Source organism: Parabacteroides caeci, from assembly GCF_023656795.1.
Classification (GTDB): Bacteria; Bacteroidota; Bacteroidia; order Bacteroidales; family Tannerellaceae; genus Parabacteroides; species Parabacteroides segnis.
The window spans coordinates 28,500-46,655 of the sequence record NZ_JAMOKT010000011.1; the positions used below are offsets into that span (position 1 = coordinate 28,500).

Below are 18,156 nucleotides of genomic sequence, written 5' to 3' on the forward strand. Positions count from 1 at the left end.
TTATTCCACCGCAGCTTTATTATATTGAACAAGAAGCCACGCTTTTTGTTCAGCGATAGTCATATGCGAATTATCCAGCACTACAGCATCATCGGCCTGGCGCAGCGGACTTTCTTTACGGGTAGAATCGATACGATCCCGCGTCTTCACGTTTTCAAGTACTTCTTCGAAAGAAGCGGCCTCACCTTTTGCTTTCAGTTCATCCAGACGGCGCTGTGCACGTACTTCCGGGCTGGCTGTCACATAAATTTTCAACTCTGCCTCCGGGAATACAACCGTACCTATATCTCTTCCGTCCATGATTATACCCTTCTCCTTGCCCATTTCCTGCTGCATGGCAACCAGCGCACGGCGAACGAAACCCAAAGTCGCTACCGGACTGACCCATTTGGCCACTTCCATTCCACGGATTTCCTTTTCAACCTTCACGCCATTCAGATAAGTATCCGGACGGCCGGTTTCCGGATTAAACCGGAGAGATATATGGATATCATTCATCGATTCCTGAAGTTTCTCTTCATCGATCTGATCCCCTTTAAACAAATTATGCTGTATACAATATAATGTAACAGCACGATACATGGCACCGGTATCAATATATGTATAACCTATTTCCTTTGCCAAATCTTTTGCCATAGTACTTTTCCCCGTAGAGGAAACACCGTCTATAGCGATTACTATCTTTTTCATTCTTACATTTATTTATATTTCCTAAGGTTTAAAATCGGCCAGCGTAGTCGAAACACTCATCATCATCGACATAGCCGACGGATGATATTTAGCAAAAGAGACACCGACATCAAACATTTTTATCTTCACACCGGCTCCGGCAGAAAAGCCTGCCAACCCGTTTCCGCCTCCCTGCAGTTTCATATCCATTTTAGTCTTCGGATTGAATCCCACACCAATCCAGAAGTTTTCGCTGGGTATATAATCGATACCGATTACCAGATGCTTAAATAATGCTTTGGCAAAATTATCACCTTTATAATCTTTATCCGCATTATCTATATAATCAAATTTCCAACGATTCAGATACATAGCCGTTAGTGACAAACGCAAAGGGGCATGGTTCATCTTTTTAGAAATCCCCATCTGGATATCCCACGGCATTTTTTGGCGGTCTTCATAATAAGGCTTCAACTGTGCCCCGATATTTTTCAGTACGACACCGAATGAAAACTCCTTTTCCGAATTGTAATAACTCAGCCCGGCATCGAAACATACCCCCAACGAGGTGTAAATATCATAATTGGAATAAAGGAACTTCATAGAGACACCGCCCCGCCAGCGTTCGGACAGATCATACGAAAAGAAACCGTTCACAGCGATATCACTGGCAGTGAAGTCACCTGTCGACTGATTATTCTCATCCATTCCCTTAAATTTCCCGTTATGGAAATAATGGACTCCTGCTCCCCAGGCTCCACGTTCACGAAATGCTTTAGTAAACAAGGCACTCCCCACGTTCACATCTGCAATATAGTTCATGTAATCCAGATTGATCATCCCGTCCATTTCACCTCCAAGCAGCGCCGGGTTGTGAAAGATAAGGGACGGATCACGTTCTACCAGTGACACGGTATGTCCCCCCAAAGCATTGGCCCTGGCAGATGAAGGTAAAGTCAGAAATTCAAACACCTGATCTCCGGATTGTGCCGCGACCGATTGTAAAACGAAAGAAAAGAACAATATAATTAATGTATGTCTCATATTTTCTTAACAAAATGCGTACAAAGATAAAATGCAGTTATAACATATTCCATAAAGAGAAACGGAAAAAACAGGAAAAAGGTATATAAACACCATTATTTTTATTTTGGTTCAAAAATAAAGTGAAAATATTGAAGTATTTCTCCCTTTTTATATTTGGATATAAAATAATTTGTATTTTTGCAGTACAGGAAAACACATCTTTAAACATTATAAGAGTATGGAAGTTAAGAAATCACCGAAAGCGGACTTGGAAAGAGGCAAAACACTCGGTATCCTGATGGGTATGGTTGTGGGTTTGGCTGTTCTGTTCGTTGGGTTCGAATGGGGAACCCGTGATATCGAAATCGTCAAGAATGAAGGCGTAGCTGATATCATCGCTGAAGAAGAAATTGAAATTACAAGACCGGAGGACACTCCTCCGCCTCCACCGCCACCCCCTGCACCGGCTGCCGTAGAACAGCTGAACATCGTGGATGACGACGTGGAACTGGACCAAGTGGATATCATCTCATCTGAGGACGACCAAAGTTCTGCACAGGTAGAAGCCTATGTAGCTCCGGCAGTCGTTGAAGAAGAAGAAGAATCCGCTCAACAGATCTTTACCGTTGTAGAAACAATGCCGGAATTCCCGGGTGGACAGGGAGCACTGCTTCAGTTCCTCGCTAAATCCATCAAATATCCGGTTATTGCACAGGAAAACGGTATTCAAGGTCGTGTTACTTGTTCATTCGTGGTTAATAAGGACGGTTCAATCGTTGACGCAGAAGTTATCCGCGGTGTAGACCCTTCTTTGGATAAAGAAGCTATCCGTGTGATCAACACCATGCCGAAATGGTCTCCTGGTAAGCAGAGAGGTAAACCAGTACGTGTTAAATATACAGTACCTGTTACCTTCAGATTGCAATAATATTTTTTTAAACATACTAAAAAAGGCTGCTGTGAACTTGCAGCCTTTTTTATTTCGTCTTATCCGTAATTTTAATCTATATGTTGTCTTTCAATGAGATCCTGGAAAAAGTAGAACATGAAATTTCCCAACTGAGTTTTGAATACCCCCCCAAAAGTTTATATGATCCAATAGAGTATATCCTGTCGCTTGGAGGAAAAAGGATCCGTCCGGCACTGGCTTTAATGGCCTGTAATTTATATAAAGAAAATATTGATAACGTCATCAACCCGGCATTGGGCGTTGAAGTATTCCACAACTTCACCCTACTTCATGATGACCTGATGGATAAGGCTGATAAAAGAAGAAATAAACCGACCGTCCATAAAGTATGGAACGACAATACGGCCATCCTTTCGGGAGATGCCATGCTGATTGCAGCTTACCAACTGATCGGAAAAACAGAACCGGACTATTTAAAAGAAGTATTCGACCTGTTCACAGAAACAGCACTCGAAATATGCGGAGGACAGCAATATGATATGGAATTTGAATCCCGCATGGATGTTACCGAGCCCGAATATATAGAAATGATCCGGTTAAAAACAGCAGTTTTACTGGCTTGCAGTTTAAAAATAGGAGCGATTACAGGCGGTGCATCCAAAGAAGACGCTGCCAACCTGTATGACTTCGGCATAAACATCGGACTGGCTTTTCAGCTACAGGATGATTTGCTGGACGTCTATGGAGACACTGCCACTTTCGGGAAAAATATCGGGGGCGACATCACCTGCAATAAAAAGACATTCCTGCTGATACATGCGTTTGAACTGGCTTCACCCGAACAAAAAGCGGTCCTGAATGACTGGATCGGCAAAACGACATTTGTAGCGGCAGAAAAGATCGAAGCTGTCACAGCTATATATAATGAATTGCATCTGAAAGATATTACCATAGCAAAAATGCAGGGATATTACGATAAGGCAATGGAGCATTTATCCCGATTGAACGTTGCCCCGGAGAAATTAAACATATTAAAAGAGGTCAGTAACCGTTTAATGTACCGCCAGTCTTAAAAAGATGAAACTAATAGATACGCACAACCATTTGTATCTGGAAGATTTCGATCCGGAACAAGAGGTGCTGGTAAACGCTGCCCGTGAATCGGGCATCGATACGCTCCTGCTCCCCAATGTAGATGTCGAAACTATCGGCCGAATGCATGACCTATGTGATCGTTTTCCTGATTTTGCCTATCCAATGATGGGGTTACATCCGACCAGTGTGGACGGAAACTATGCCGGAAATCTAAAAACAACAGAATCCTATCTGGGGAAACGGACTTACTGCGGAATCGGGGAAATCGGGATCGACCTCTACTGGGATAAAACCTATCTGAAAGAACAAAAAATAGTCTTTGAAGAACAGTTGCGATGGAGTATCGACCTGGACTTGCCGGTTGCCATCCACACCCGTGAAGCCTATTCCGAGGTATTGGACAGTATCCATAAAGTCGGTGCGGACAAATTAATGGGTGTTTTTCATAGCTTTACCGGCACAAAAGATGAATTGGAGGAGATCGGAAAGCTAAAAAACTTCAAACTGGGAATCAATGGTGTCATAACTTTCAAAAATTCGAAACTGTCGGAAACTATTCAATGCACCGACATGAATCATATAGTACTGGAAACCGACGCTCCCTACCTGGCTCCGGTGCCCTACAGAGGGAGAAGAAATGAACCAGTATATATATGGAAGACGGCAGAGAAGGTTGCGGACACATTCGGTCTTACGCTTGATGAAACCGTACAAATAACAAGAAAAAACGCCTTGGATTTATTCAAAATTCCAAATAAAAAGGCTTAGTTTCAAATTTTAAGGTCAGATGCAAAATTTATTCCCTCAGATATTGTGTATATGTCAAGCAAAAACTTTAGATTTGTGCACTGAAACGTTTGCATATGGGAATTTTTTCGTATTTTGCGTTCGTTTTAGAGGAGACGAAGGCTGAAAATTGGAGAGATGCTCGAGTGGTTGAAGAGGCACGCCTGGAAAGCGTGTATACGCCTAAAGTGTATCGCGGGTTCGAATCCCGCTCTCTCCGCTTAAATACCATGAGGATATTATTAACAACAAAAATAAAAACAAATAAGAGAATTATTAATCTTAAAAATTAAACACACAATGAAAAAGTATTTTGCAAAAACATTCTTGGGTATTTGCGCCCTTGGAACTTCTACTGTAGCATTTGCTCAAGAGGCTACTGAACAAGTTGTTGAAGGTGGCATGTATCAGGCTTTAAAAACTAAGTTTATCGAAGGTGGTGCCGACTTCATGAGTTTGGTTGCTATCGCTTTGATTTTCGGTTTGGCTTTCTGCCTTGAAAGAATTATTTACTTGAATCTGGCTGAAACTAATGCAAGCAAATTATTAAAAGGTATTGAAGATGCACTTGATAAAGGTGATGTAGAAGGTGCAAAAGCTATCGCTCGTGATACAAGAGGTCCTATCGCATCTATCGCTTATCAGGGTTTGATGAGAATCGACCAGGGTATCGACGTTGTTGAAAAATCAATCGTTTCTTACGGTGGTGTACAGGGTGGTCTTTTGGAAAAGAACATGTCATGGATCACATTGTTTATCGCTATGGCTCCGTCATTAGGATTCTTGGGTACTGTAGTAGGTATGGTTATGGCGTTCGACAAAATCGAACAGGTTGGTGATATCAGCCCGACGGTTGTTGCCGGTGGTATGAAAGTGGCTTTGATCACAACAGTAGGTGGTCTTGTTGTTGCTTTGATCCTTCAGGTATTCTATAACTATTTGTTGAGCAAATTGGAAGCTATCCTGAACCAGATGGAAGATGCTTCAATCACATTGATCGACATGGTTATCAAATACAACCTTAAATTCAAAAAATAATTTAGAATTATGGCAGTTACTAAAATAAGAAAAGTATCCAGCTGGACATTACTGATTACTTCTATTATCAGTCTTGTCGTATTGGGTATGTTCTACGCAGGAGGCGTTGTAGACCCTTCTGTTGAAATGAAAGAGCCTATTTATACAGGCTTATTGCTCAACTGGACCTCTGTACTGTTTTTTGCAACAATTATCAGTACAGTAATATTCGCCCTTTGGCAGTTCGCATCATTATTGAAGACTAGTCCTAAATCAGCACTGACTTCATTAATTGTGGTAGTTTGCTTCGCAGCAATGTTATTCATTACTTATTCCATTGGTGACCCGACTCCTTTGAAAGGTCTGAATACAGATTCACAAGAATACAATATTCCTCTGTGGTTGAAAGTAACGGATATGTGGATTTATTCTACTGTAGTTTTGATGATTCTGATCATCATCGCTGTTGCTGCAGGTTCTGTAAAAAGAATGCTTAATAGATAATAGTAATAACGAATCGATAAAACAAAAAAAGCGATATGGCAAAAAAGAAAAGAAAAGTGCCCGCAATGAATGCGACTTCTTCAGCCGATATTGCTTTCATGTTGCTTATCTTCTTCCTTATTACTACATCAATGGACACAGATAAAGGTTTGGCAAGACGTTTGCCGCCTCCTGTACCCAAAGATCAGAAGAAAAACGAAGAAATGGATATCAAAAAGAGAAATATCATGGTCGTGCTGATCAACAGTAACAACCAGATTCTCTGTAATAACGAATTCATTGATATTAAGCAACTGAAAGACAAGGTTAGAGAATTCATTGAGAATCCTTATAACGATGAGCATAAACCCGAAAAGGTAGAAATTGACGTACCGTTCTTCGGCAAACAGATGGTAACAAAAAATCATGTTATCTCTTTGCAGAACGACCGCGGTACGGAATACCAGGCATACATTGACGTACAGAACGAATTGGCAGCAGCCTATAACGAACTGAGAGACAAAGTATCCCGAGCCAAATTCGGTAAAGCTTTCGCAGACTTGGATGAAGATCAACAAAAGGCTGTGCAGATGATTTATCCGCAAAAGATATCAGAAGCAGAACCTAAAAATTATGGAGACAAAAAGTAATGGGAAAATTTAGTAAAGCAGGCGGCAGAGAGATGCCTGAATTGAATACCTCATCATTACCTGACTTGGTATTTGCCTTCCTGTTCTTCATCATGATGGTTACATCTATGCGTGAAGTTACTTTGAAAGTTGTATTCCAGGCTCCTCAAGCTACAGAGCTTCAGAAGTTGGAAAAGAAATCTTTAGTAACATTCATTTATGTAGGTAAACCGACTCAGGAATTAAGAGCTAAAATGGGTTCTGAAACTCGTGTACAGTTAAACGATCAAATCGCAGACGTAGATGAGATTCAAGATTACATCGCTCAGGAAAAGTCAAGTATGAAAGAGGAAGACCAGCCGTTTATGACTGTATCCATCAAAGCCGATAAAGAGACTAAGATGGGTGTTATCACAGACGTAAAGCAGGCGCTTCGTGAAGCATACGCATTGAAGATCAGTTACTCAGCTAGACAAGCAGTTGATTAACTAATTCAACGATAATAAAAAAAGGCAGGACTTCCGTTCTGCCTTTTTTATTGGAGTAAACTCAGCACTTACTCATTAACACCATATACATATCGGTGGATACAATTCTTTACCTCTTCGAATGATTGTTTCAGATCGATGGCTCCGTAAGTCATCAGGCGCATTTCCAGCAAAGGTTCTCCCTGACGATAAGGAGGCTGAAAATAGACATGATCATCCAACACATATCCCAAACGCTCATAAAAGCCTATTCTACGCTTACTCATCTCTTCGGTAGGCATTTCCACTTCCAGTACGACAGGAGCGTCACAAAGCGCCATAAACTGCTTCATCGACTCCCCTCCTATTCCGCCATTACGGGCAGAGGCGTCAATTGCAAAATGTTCCACATAAATAAACAACCCGAAAGACCAGGCAGTAATAAAACCTGCATAAACCTGATCTTTAAATAAGGTATAAACAGTAAAACGAGGCTCATCTTTAACTAACTCCCGCACCAGCGAGAATGCCCGTCGCTCAACTTCCGGAAAGGAATCATTATATGTATTTTCTACTTTATCCAACAAAGGATCGGAAAAATCTTTTACCGGCCTGCATTCGATTACCGCACTTAAACTCATATTCTTATAATATTGATTGATTAATAAAAGAAAACTTACGAAATAAAATAATTGAGCGAATTATATCGTCTAATTATTATAGTTTGACTATATTTGTATCTAATTGTAATCATATAGAATAACAGAAATACAAATATACAGAAATTATGGCACACCATCAACTGGATGAATTGGATGAAAAAATATTAAAACTGATTATAGGTAATGCCCGTATGCCTTTCCTGGAGGTTGCCAGAGAATGTAATGTCTCAGGAGCCGCTATACACCAGAGAATACAGAAACTCACTAATCTGGGCGTTATCAAAGGCTCTGAATTCATTGTGGATAACACTAAAGTTGGCTACGAAACATGTGCTTATATGGGATTATTCCTGAAATCACCGGGACAATTCCCCTCTGTTACGGAAGCATTAAAGAAAATTCCGGAAGTAGTGGAATGTCATTACACGACAGGACAATACGATCTGTTCATCAAAATATATGCGAAGAACAACCAGCATCTGCTGAATATCATCCATAACAAACTCCAGCCATTAGGACTGGCACGGACAGAATCGCTGATATCTTTCAAAGAAGCATTTAAAAGACAGATACCGATCGACCTGGATGACGAATAAAAAAATAAGGGACTTTTGAAATCAAAAGTCCCTTATTTTATGTACGAAAGTTATATCTTTTACTTTCGAAAGTCCCTTATTAGAATTCCGCATTGTTCGGAGTTCTCGGGAAAGGAATCACGTCACGGATATTCGTCATACCTGTAACAAACAGCAACAAACGTTCGAAACCTAAACCGAAGCCAGAATGAGGCGCCGTACCGAAACGACGGGTATCCATATACCACCAGATATCTTTTTCGGGTACTCCCATTTCAGATGCACGTTTTGCCAGCTTTTCGTAATCTTCCTCACGCTGTGACCCGCCGATGATTTCTCCGATCTTCGGGAACAATACGTCCATAGCACGAACAGTCTTTCCGTCATCATTCTGCTTCATATAGAAAGATTTGATCTCTTTCGGATAATCAGTCAAGATAACCGGACATTTGAAATGTTCTTCCACCAGGTAACGTTCGTGTTCAGAAGCCAGGTCAGCCCCCCAGTATATCGGGAATTCGAAGGTATGTCCTTTGGCTACCGCTTCTTCCAGAATCTTAACACCTTCCGTATAAGACAGGCGGATAAAGTCATGTTTCAAGACAAATTGCAGACGTTCGATCAACTCTTTATCAAACATATTGTTCAGGAACTGGATATCATCCATACAGTTATCCAGAGCCCACTGTATACAATATTTGATAAAGTCTTCCGCCAATTGCATATTTTCAGCAATCTCATTGAAAGCAACTTCCGGTTCGATCATCCAGAACTCAGCCAGGTGGCGCGGTGTATTGGAGTTTTCGGCACGGAATGTCGGTCCGAACGTATAAATAGCTCCCAAAGACATGGCAGCCAATTCACCTTCCAACTGGCCTGAAACAGTCAGGCTAGCCTGCTTTCCAAAGAAATCGTCTTCATAAATGATAGAGCCGTTTTCATCCTTTTTCAGGTCATACAGATTCATTGTCGTCACCTGGAACATCTGTCCGGCCCCTTCACAGTCTGAAGCTGTAATGATCGGTGTATGGAAATAGAAGAAACCTCTCTCATGAAAGAACTTGTGGATAGCGATCGCCATGTTATGACGGATGCGGAACACGGCACCAAACGTATTGGTACGCGGACGCAAATGAGCTATTTCACGTAGGAATTCAAGCGAATGACCTTTCTTCTGCAACGGATAAGTAGCAGGATCGGCTGTACCGTAAATCTGAATTTCGGTAGCCTGGATCTCTACATTCTGACCTTGTCCCAGAGATTTAACCAATTCACCGTTCACACTGATACAAGCACCGGTCGTAATCGGTTTAAGGTATTCTTCACCCAATTTTTCCACATCCACAACGATCTGAACATTATTTATTGTAGAACCGTCATTCAGCGCGATAAAGCTAACCTGTTTACTACCACGACGGGTACGAACCCATCCCTTCACGTTAACGGTTGTACCGTAAGCTTCGCTTTTCAGTACATCTACAATTTTTGTTCTAGTAATTGTTTCCATGTTTATATGTTTATTCTTAGATAATCAAAACAAGATAGCCGGTATTGTCAACCGGCTAATCTTTGTATTATTCAAAAGCACCCATTCGGAGCGCGTTCACTTCACGTTCGTTCAGATAACGCCATTTTCCTCTTCCCAGGTTTCTTTTTGTAAGTCCGGCAAAATATACACGATCCAGTTTCGTCACATGATATCCCAGTGATTCGAAGATACGGCGAACGATACGGTTACGTCCCGAGTGGATTTCGATACCCACCTGGCTCTTGTCGTCTTCGCTGGCATAGCTGATTGCATCTGCATGGATTTCGCCGTCTTCCAGCTCCAGTCCGTTAGCAATCTTTTCCATGTCTTCGATAGAGACATTCTTATCCAACCATACGTGGTAGATCTTCTTCTTCTTGAATGACGGGTGAGTCAGCTTGGAAGCCAGGTCGCCATCATTAGTAAGAAGCAATACACCGGTTGTGTTACGGTCGAGGCGGCCTACCGGATAAATACGTTCCTGGCAAGCATTCTTCACCAGATCCATAACGGTAAGACGTTCCTGAGGATCGTCGGAAGTAGTTACACAGTTTTTCGGCTTATTCAACACGATATAGACCTTACTTTCGATCTGTACCGGTTTGTCGTTGAATTCAACTTTATCCTGGCGGGTGATTTTTGTACCCAGTTCAGTAACCACTACATCATTTACTTTCACAGCACCGGCTGTGATAAATTCGTCAGCTTCACGACGTGAACAAACACCTGCATTCGACAAGAACTTGTTCAGACGGATCGGTTCGTTAGGGTCAGCCAGTACTTCTTTATACTTCAACTGTTTCTGGAAGTTGTACTTGGCATTCGGGTTGTAATCGTTTGTACGGCGTTGCTGGCCACCCCCCGGACGTCTGTTGCCGTATCCGCTGTTGTTGCCATAACCACCGCCACGGTTATTATTACCGTACGAAGGTCTGCCACCACCACGATTGTCGCGAGAGTCATACGAATTTACGCGAGTATCACCCACTCTCGGTCTTCTTTTCTTCAGGCCGTCACCAGCAGCAGCACCTTCCGGCGAAGGAGTATAAGGTCTGCTTGGTCTTTCGTCATAGTTAGGACGAGAAGGACGGTTGTAGGAACCGCCACCACCATACGAACGGTCATTGTTGCCGTAAAAGGGGCGATTGTTGCCATAAGAAGGACGGCTGTTGTAGCCACCTTCACGATTAGAGTTATAACCACCTTCACGATTGTTGCCGTAACCGCCTTCGCGATTATTTCCATAGCCGCCACGGTTGTTATAAGATGGTCTGCTGTTATAACCACCACCTTCGCGGTTGTCATACGTACGAGGACGGCTCGGACGGTCTCCGTAAGAAGAGCGGTTATCCCCATAAGAATTATAACCGCCGCGGTCATCCCGGCTCGGACGGTCATATGGTCTCCGTTCATAGTTGTTTCCCTCAGGTCTGTTGTAACCTTGATTGTAAGGTCTTCTTTCACCTTCCTGATCTGTGTTTTCCCGTCTGATACTTGGTATCACCTTTCTAGGACGCGGTTGAGATTCTTCTCTTTCTTCTGTGCTCATTGTTGTAAATTAATAAATAATTAACTAATTGGTAACCTCACGGTTACGTTTATTTTCACACTAAATACCTGTATAATTATGCGGCGTAATCGCCTTTAATTCAGCTTTCACGGCATCACTAACCTGCAACGTTTCGATAAAGTCACTGATTGATTTTTCAGTGATTCCCTCATTTGTCCGGGTTAAGGCTTTCAAAGCTTCATAGGGCTTCGGATAACCTTCACGACGCAAAATCGTCTGGATGCCCTCGGCAACGACAGCCCAGCAATTGTCCAGATCCCGGTACAGGGCGTTCTCATTCAATAACAATTTACCCAGTCCTTTTGTTAAGCTCTTGAATGCGATTTCGATGTGTGCCAAAGGTACACCGACATTACGCAACACGGTAGAGTCTGTCAAATCCCGCTGTAGACGGGAGATCGGCAACTTTGTAGCCAGGTGTTCCAGGATTGCATTAGCCATACCCAAGTTACCTTCTGCATTTTCAAAGTCGATCGGGTTCACCTTATGAGGCATTGCCGACGAACCTACTTCGCCCGCTTTGATCTTCTGCTTGAAATACTCCATAGAGATATACTGCCAGAAGTCACGGTTCAGGTCTATCAAAATTGTATTAACGCGTTTCAAACCATCGAAAATGGCTGCCAGATTATCATAATTGGAAATCTGTGTAGTCCATTCCTCACGGCTCAGGCCCAGCACTTCATTCACAAACTTGTTTCCGAAAGCCTTCCAGTCATACTGCGGATAAGCCACATGGTGTGCATTAAAATTACCTGTCGCACCACCGAACTTGGCAGATACGGGAATAGCCTTTAATAAAGCGACCTGCTGTTCCAGGCGATACACAAACACCATGATCTCTTTACCCAAACGGGTCGGAGATGCAGGCTGCCCGTGTGTTTTTGCCAGCATGGAAACATTACTCCATTCTTCCGCATACTTTTTCAGCATGTCGATCACTTCCTGGATGCCCGGATAATAAACCTCGTTCAAAGCATCTTTTATAGACAATGGAACCGAAGTATTATTAATATCCTGCGAGGTCAATCCGAAATGGATAAACTCCTTGTAATCCTGCAAAGCCAGCAGATCAAATTTTTCTTTGATAAAATATTCAACGGCCTTTACATCATGGTTGGTTACGCTCTCGATCTCCTTAATACGGGTTGCGTCCTCCAGACTAAATTCCTTGTAAATTTTACGCAACGCTTCTTTGTTTTCCACTGTAGCCAGATTATTCAGCTGTGGAAGATACTCAGCCAGAGTAATAAAATACTCTATTTCGACTTGCACTCTATACTTGATAAGTGCATATTCTGAGAAGTAAGCCGCCAGGTTTTCGGCTTTATTTCTATATCGACCATCTACGGGCGATATGGCAGTTAGTGTTGAAAATACCATATTCATTTAGTTTATACACCTATATCCCTGAGTGTCCGGGCGATATACCAACGATATCGAATACTTATATACATTAATAATATAGAGATGCAAAGTTACTACATTTCTTCAGATTAAATGGTAGTAATGAATTTTTTTTCGACTTTTTTGCTGAAATGTTTGGAGGTAATAAAAAAAGCCGTATCTTTGCAGCGCTTTAGAGAGATAAGGCATACAAAATTTACTGAAGTAATGAAAGGGCGTTTAGCTCAGCTGGTTCAGAGCATCTGCCTTACAAGCAGAGGGTCGGCGGTTCGAATCCGTCAACGCCCACCTTTCATACCAATTGATTTCAACTTGGGCGTTTAGCTCAGCTGGTTCAGAGCATCTGCCTTACAAGCAGAGGGTCGGCGGTTCGAATCCGTCAACGCCCACTCATTTATACCAATTTGATTTCAATTCGGGCGTTTAGCTCAGCTGGTTCAGAGCATCTGCCTTACAAGCAGAGGGTCGGCGGTTCGAATCCGTCAACGCCCACTAAAAGAAAGACTTGCAAGTAATTGTAAGTCTTTTTTTATTCTATATAATTCAGCTATAGACGCATCTGCTTAATTGATCCAAGAATACTACCCAAAATTTCTTGATGACAACAAAGATTCATGTGTTTTTTACCTACCCAACAATACTTCAATAACTTATAGGCTTATCAGACACTAATACATTCAAATCTAGAATAATTGAACTATCTGTTTAGTGACTGGTTGTAACTGGCTCCCCTCTTGAGAGGGGGGTAGGGGGTGTGTTAAAGCCAGTTAATAAAACAAGCCTTGTTACAGGTTTATTTGCCGTCTGCTTCAGCTGACGGATTAGTAAAGAATCTATCTCATTGGACTTTAGTCCCATTTCTTACAGTTTTCTATCTAGGAGAAATGTGGCTGAAGCCAAAAGAGAGAAACAACTTGTAAACCGTCAGCTGAAGCAAACGGCAAATGAACCTACAATAGTTAAGTAACTCTGATTATGGAGGTTGTATAGGCTGGAATATGACACACCCCTTTCCCCCTCTCCAGAGGGGAGGCAGTTACAACCGGTCAATAATTAGATAGCTCATATCTGATAATAACTGAGCAGTTTAAATACAATTTCCCTAATCTATAATACCTATATAAATCATCTCTTATCCCTTAAAACCTCCTGCAACATAGCAACCTTTTCTTTTTCTGCTTCCAGAAGTTTATCATAAAGTTCCACTATTTTATCAATGGGATTAAAGGTAGGACACCAATTAACAGCGGATGATTGATTATCAAATGTATTTGCAACAATATTAATAGAAGTTCCATCTTCCATTTCGGTAATGGCCTCAACAGGAATATTTAAAGCTTTAGCAATCTTTTCCAGTATTTCTATTTCCAATTTATCCCTTTTCTCATAACCGGACAAAGTAGCCTGTGAAACACCTATCTGTTCTGCAAGCACATCCTGATTAACATTTCGCCATTCCCTCCAACGACGAACATTCGCTCCATGATTACTTTTCTTTACTGTTGCCTCCATATTAATTATTGTATATGATTTACCTAATACAAAAGTAAGTATTAATCCTGATAATATTTTATTTAATAGAATAATATCAGCCGATAAGACTCCGAATAATATTACTACCACATTTAATAAGAAATCAGCTTACCTGATGAATCATCCCGTCTACATTTTATTCCTTTGCCTATCATTCATTAAACAGACAATAAAATGACTCAAAAAAACAATAGGAATTATGCAGAGCAAATAACCCTGGGATGCCTCGCAATCAACAAACCCCTTAGTTTTGTAAAAACGATTTTTCTTAACAGAGAACAGAATGAAAAACATTATATATTTAATGCCCAGAAAGAAACCAGCTTGGAAGTCCGGTTCGAGTCTTCGACACTGACTTGCTTATTCGATTCCAACAAAATGTGCAAAGGGGCATTTCTTTTCCTCGACGATACAATGGAACTTATTCATTATATCGATTATTGCAGTAAAACTTATCCGTGCGATCGGCTCCTTGAAGGATGGATCACACAGAATACCATAATCCAAATAAACATAGACACAAAAGAATGTAGTCTATTAATAGCACCTATCCGGCAAAACAAGGGATCGTAACCCTACTCTGCGACACCTGATTTTTACCTTCTCTTCTTCGACAGCGGCACAGAGATGAACCGGTCAATCGAAAATTTACCCGGACCGGTAATATACATTAATATAAATACAACCAGATAAATGAAAGCCAACTCTTTCACCGCAAACGCATCATTTCCGTGAATAACGAAAAATGCCATACACATGGTAAAGATCATCGGAATCATGGCCAACCGGTATAAGGCACCGAAGATAAATCCTATCGAACAAGCCAGTTCTCCAAAGATAGCAAGTCCTAGTGAAACCTGGCTACCAACTCCCAGCGGATCAGGGAATACAGCCGACATTTCCGAATAGTTAGTCCATTTCTGGATACCATGAGTTAATAACAATCCTCCAAAAAGGATACGTAACGCCAATAACAACAGCGAAATAGCTGTGCCGTCCGGTTTAGAGGGGAATAAAAATCTGTATATCGCCAACATATTATTTTATTTAATTACAATTAATGAACTTATATATAAAACAATAAAGAAAATAAAAGGTTCATTATTTTTCAGATCACAGACTTCCCTTTTCTTATCCAATCCGAATAAAGGGAACCGATCAGCTATTCTAATATAATAAAACAAATTAACTATCATACTATCATTTTCCTAGATACACACCTATATATCAATCATTTGAGCCATGATAGTTGTAGCTTTTAACTATCATTCAACTATAATAAAACCATCATTTCAGCGTTTTTCCCTGTAGGTATCGTCATCTACTCCGGCAAAAAGGCCTGAAACAGATTCATATTCTTCCTCCCAGCTTGTTGTCCTACTACTTTTTTAGCAGAAAGCTATTGTTTTATTTTACAAGAATGCTTGCTTCTCGTCAGCGAGATCCCCGTTTCAATCCGTTTCACACCCCCATCCCGACGATGCTCAGACCCGGGTGTCGAGGGCATCGAGACCCGGGTGTCAAACAACTTTTGTCACTATATCGCTAACTTTCAACTATATATTTATAATAAAAATACACCAGCCCTCCTGTTTCAGAACAGGACATATGATAGATGCATGAGAGTTGAATGATAGTTGAAAACAGCAACTATCATAAGCCAAACAGCTGATATATAGATCCATATACTAAACAATGATAGTATGATAGTACATTTCAAAAATAGGTGTAGTATTCATCCCATATACAACAAAAAAGCGACATCATACGACATCGCTTTTTTGTTGTGACCCGGGAGGGATTCAAACCCTCGACCTTCAGAACCGGAATCTGACGCTCTATTCACTAAGCTACCAGGCCAAAGACGGGGCAAAAGTAAATATAATATCGGAGGAAAGCAAATGTATTGAGGATGAGTTTTCACATTCTTTCTTTTTTCTGCCGAAAAACATAACTTCTGATATTTTGCAACTCTCTTTAGCAGATATACTGCCATTTTGCAAATAAAAAGGGCTGCTATATTGCTATTTTGCCATTAATCATTATCTTTGCCACGCATATTTAACAAACACAAAGCACAACAAGTATATGAGCTATCTAATTAAACCTGCGGGATATAAGGCTTTGCTTAACCTGTCTCAAACAGAAATGGGTATCAAAAAAATCAAAGACTTTTTCCAGCAAAACTTATCTTCCGAATTACGCCTGCGTCGTGTCACGGCTCCTTTGTTCGTTCTGAAAGGTATGGGAATCAACGATGACCTGAACGGAACCGAACGGGCTGTTACTTTTCCTATCAAGGACCTGGACGATTCAAAAGCTGAGATTGTCCATTCGCTGGCTAAGTGGAAACGCCTCACTTTAGCAGACTATAATATAGAAGAAGGTTATGGTATTTATACCGATATGAATGCTATCCGTTCGGATGAAGAACTGGGGAACCTGCATTCTTTATACGTTGACCAGTGGGACTGGGAACGTGTTATGAGCCCAAAAGAACGCAATATTGAATTTCTGAAAGAGATTGTGCGCCGTATCTACGCCGCTATGGTACGTACGGAATATCTGGTCTACGAAATGTTCCCGCAGATAAGGCCGTCTCTCCCCCAGCAGATTCATTTCATACATTCCGAGGATTTATTACAAAAATATCCTACCTTTACACCGAAAGAACGGGAAGACGCTATTGCCAAGGAATACGGAGCCGTATTCATCATCGGCATCGGATGCCAGTTGAGCAATGGACAGAAACATGACGGACGTGCTCCGGACTACGACGACTGGTCGACTGTCGCTGAAAACGGACAGGTCGGACTAAACGGCGACCTGCTTGTCTGGGACGACGTACTGAACCGCTCGATGGAACTATCCTCTATGGGTATCCGTGTGGATAAAGAAGCACTGCTACGCCAGCTAAAGGCTTGTAATGCGGAAGAAAAGAAAGAACTATACTTCCACAAACGCCTCTTGAGCGGCGAACTGCCCCAAAGCATCGGCGGCGGTATCGGACAAAGCCGTTTGTGTATGTTTTATCTGCGCAAAGCTCATATCGGAGAAATCCAGGCAAGCATCTGGCCGGAAGAAATGCGTCAGGAAGCCCGTGCTGCCGGAATGCTATTAATTTAACTTTCAATTATGGACGTAAAGATCGAACAAAGCTGGAAAGAACGGTTAGCCCCCGAATTTGAAAAAGATTATTTCAAAGAGTTAATCAACTTCGTAAAACAGGAATACAGTCACGGAGCAGTCTATCCTCCGGGACCATACATCTTTAATGCTTTCGAGCATTGTCCTTTTGATAAAGTAAAAGTAGTCATACTGGGACAAGATCCTTACCACGAACCGGGACAGGCTCACGGGCTTTGTTTCTCTGTTCAGGACGGGACTCCTTATCCTCCATCCCTGATCAATATCTTTAAAGAGATAGAAAGCGACCTGGGTACGCCTATGCCTAAAAGCGGTAATCTGCTGCGTTGGGCAGACCAGGGTGTTTTATTGTTGAATGCAACACTGACGGTCCGTGCACATCAGGCCGGTTCACACCAGAACCGGGGATGGGAAGCATTTACGGATGCGGTTATCCACAAACTGGCAGAAGAGCGCAGCCACATTGTTTATATCCTGTGGGGTTCATATGCACAGCGCAAAGGTGCTTTTATCGATGCTTCGCGCAATATGATACTCAAATCAGCACATCCTTCCCCCCTCTCCGCCTACCGCGGATTCTTCGGGAACAAGCATTTCAGTAAGACAAACGATTATTTGATAGCCACGGGGCAGACTCCTATAGAATGGTAAG

At 41.7% G+C, this 18,156-nt stretch carries 18 protein-coding genes and 5 tRNA genes; 14 read left to right on the forward strand and 9 right to left on the reverse strand.

What is annotated here, in order from left to right:
• Positions 1-690, reverse strand: coding sequence for a (d)CMP kinase (cmk, locus tag NBH15_RS07620; protein ID WP_250822382.1), 690 nt, complete (start codon positions 688-690; stop codon positions 1-3).
• Positions 691-711: 21 nt separating this feature from the next.
• The gene (gene porQ, locus NBH15_RS07625; protein ID WP_007654880.1) at positions 712-1,713 is read right to left on the reverse strand and encodes a type IX secretion system protein PorQ; all 1,002 of its coding nucleotides are present in this window, start codon (positions 1,711-1,713) and stop codon (positions 712-714) included.
• 220 nt (positions 1,714-1,933) lie between these two features.
• Between porQ and NBH15_RS07630 the strand changes: the two genes are divergently transcribed.
• The 8 genes from NBH15_RS07630 to NBH15_RS07665 all read left to right on the forward strand — a co-directional run bounded on the left by NBH15_RS07630 (position 1,934) and on the right by NBH15_RS07665 (position 7,103).
• Positions 1,934-2,623 carry an energy transducer TonB gene (locus tag NBH15_RS07630; protein ID WP_010801986.1) on the forward strand — a complete coding sequence of 230 codons (690 nt, stop codon included), beginning with the start codon at positions 1,934-1,936 and terminating at the stop codon, positions 2,621-2,623.
• Positions 2,624-2,703: 80 nt separating this feature from the next.
• Positions 2,704-3,678, forward strand: coding sequence for a polyprenyl synthetase family protein (locus NBH15_RS07635; protein ID WP_007654883.1), 975 nt, complete (start codon positions 2,704-2,706; stop codon positions 3,676-3,678).
• Positions 3,679-3,682: 4 nt separating this feature from the next.
• Positions 3,683-4,468, forward strand: coding sequence for a TatD family hydrolase (locus NBH15_RS07640; protein ID WP_250822383.1), 786 nt, complete (start codon positions 3,683-3,685; stop codon positions 4,466-4,468).
• 150 nt (positions 4,469-4,618) lie between these two features.
• Positions 4,619-4,706: transfer RNA gene (locus NBH15_RS07645), tRNA-Ser, on the forward strand.
• 80 nt (positions 4,707-4,786) lie between these two features.
• The gene (locus NBH15_RS07650; RefSeq protein WP_128132950.1) at positions 4,787-5,524 is read left to right on the forward strand and encodes a MotA/TolQ/ExbB proton channel family protein; all 738 of its coding nucleotides are present in this window, start codon (positions 4,787-4,789) and stop codon (positions 5,522-5,524) included.
• Between the two features lie 9 nt (positions 5,525-5,533).
• Positions 5,534-6,007 (forward strand): hypothetical protein, encoded by a 474-nt coding sequence (locus NBH15_RS07655; protein ID WP_250822384.1) that lies wholly within the window; start codon positions 5,534-5,536, stop codon positions 6,005-6,007.
• Positions 6,008-6,042: 35 nt separating this feature from the next.
• On the forward strand, positions 6,043-6,636 hold the full coding sequence (locus NBH15_RS07660) for a biopolymer transporter ExbD (protein WP_128132948.1): 594 nt from the start codon (positions 6,043-6,045) through the stop codon (positions 6,634-6,636).
• Positions 6,636-7,103, forward strand: coding sequence for an ExbD/TolR family protein (locus tag NBH15_RS07665; protein ID WP_186959084.1), 468 nt, complete (start codon positions 6,636-6,638; stop codon positions 7,101-7,103). The genes NBH15_RS07660 and NBH15_RS07665 overlap by 1 nt, the downstream gene beginning before the upstream one ends.
• A 68-nt stretch (positions 7,104-7,171) precedes the next feature.
• Here NBH15_RS07665 and NBH15_RS07670 read toward each other — a convergent pair whose 3' ends face one another.
• On the reverse strand, positions 7,172-7,723 hold the full coding sequence (locus tag NBH15_RS07670; RefSeq protein ID WP_250822385.1) for a GNAT family N-acetyltransferase: 552 nt from the start codon (positions 7,721-7,723) through the stop codon (positions 7,172-7,174).
• Positions 7,724-7,869: 146 nt separating this feature from the next.
• Between NBH15_RS07670 and NBH15_RS07675 the strand changes: the two genes are divergently transcribed.
• A complete protein-coding gene (locus tag NBH15_RS07675; protein ID WP_007654892.1) occupies positions 7,870-8,340 on the forward strand; it encodes an Lrp/AsnC family transcriptional regulator in 471 nt (156 codons plus the stop codon).
• A gap of 79 nt (positions 8,341-8,419) precedes the next feature.
• Here the strand turns inward: NBH15_RS07675 and asnS are convergent, their stop codons facing one another.
• The 3 genes from asnS to purB all read right to left on the reverse strand — a co-directional run bounded on the left by asnS (position 8,420) and on the right by purB (position 12,800).
• The gene (gene asnS, locus NBH15_RS07680) at positions 8,420-9,826 is read right to left on the reverse strand and encodes an asparagine--tRNA ligase (RefSeq protein ID WP_128132945.1); all 1,407 of its coding nucleotides are present in this window, start codon (positions 9,824-9,826) and stop codon (positions 8,420-8,422) included.
• Between the two features lie 67 nt (positions 9,827-9,893).
• Positions 9,894-11,396: a pseudouridine synthase gene (locus tag NBH15_RS07685; protein ID WP_250822386.1), complete on the reverse strand. Its 1,503-nt coding sequence runs from the start codon at positions 11,394-11,396 to the stop codon at positions 9,894-9,896.
• A 60-nt stretch (positions 11,397-11,456) separates the two neighbouring features.
• Complete coding sequence (gene purB / locus NBH15_RS07690) at positions 11,457-12,800, reverse strand: adenylosuccinate lyase (RefSeq protein WP_128132943.1); 1,344 nt, start codon at positions 12,798-12,800, stop codon at positions 11,457-11,459.
• 237 nt (positions 12,801-13,037) lie between these two features.
• On the opposite strand from purB, the gene NBH15_RS07695 reads away from it, so the two are divergent.
• From NBH15_RS07695 to NBH15_RS07705, 3 genes are all read left to right on the forward strand, one after another.
• Positions 13,038-13,112: transfer RNA gene (locus NBH15_RS07695), tRNA-Val, on the forward strand.
• A 26-nt stretch (positions 13,113-13,138) separates the two neighbouring features.
• A tRNA-Val gene (locus NBH15_RS07700) sits at positions 13,139-13,213 on the forward strand.
• Positions 13,214-13,241: 28 nt separating this feature from the next.
• A tRNA-Val gene (locus NBH15_RS07705) sits at positions 13,242-13,316 on the forward strand.
• A gap of 633 nt (positions 13,317-13,949) precedes the next feature.
• Here NBH15_RS07705 and NBH15_RS07710 read toward each other — a convergent pair.
• The 3 genes from NBH15_RS07710 to NBH15_RS07720 form a co-directional block, all read right to left on the reverse strand.
• Positions 13,950-14,336, reverse strand: a complete 387-nt coding sequence (locus tag NBH15_RS07710) for a helix-turn-helix domain-containing protein (protein ID WP_010801982.1) — start codon at positions 14,334-14,336, stop codon at positions 13,950-13,952.
• A gap of 617 nt (positions 14,337-14,953) precedes the next feature.
• Complete coding sequence (locus tag NBH15_RS07715; protein WP_250822387.1) at positions 14,954-15,394, reverse strand: DoxX family protein; 441 nt, start codon at positions 15,392-15,394, stop codon at positions 14,954-14,956.
• 750 nt (positions 15,395-16,144) lie between these two features.
• A tRNA-Arg gene (locus NBH15_RS07720) sits at positions 16,145-16,217 on the reverse strand.
• A 228-nt stretch (positions 16,218-16,445) separates the two neighbouring features.
• On the opposite strand from NBH15_RS07720, the gene asnA reads away from it, so the two are divergent.
• Entirely contained in the window at positions 16,446-17,483 is a 1,038-nt protein-coding gene (gene asnA / locus NBH15_RS07725) for an aspartate--ammonia ligase (RefSeq protein ID WP_128132940.1), read from the forward strand.
• 9 nt (positions 17,484-17,492) lie between these two features.
• Positions 17,493-18,155, forward strand: coding sequence for a uracil-DNA glycosylase (locus NBH15_RS07730; RefSeq protein WP_128132939.1), 663 nt, complete (start codon positions 17,493-17,495; stop codon positions 18,153-18,155).
• Position 18,156 lies beyond the last annotated feature (1 nt).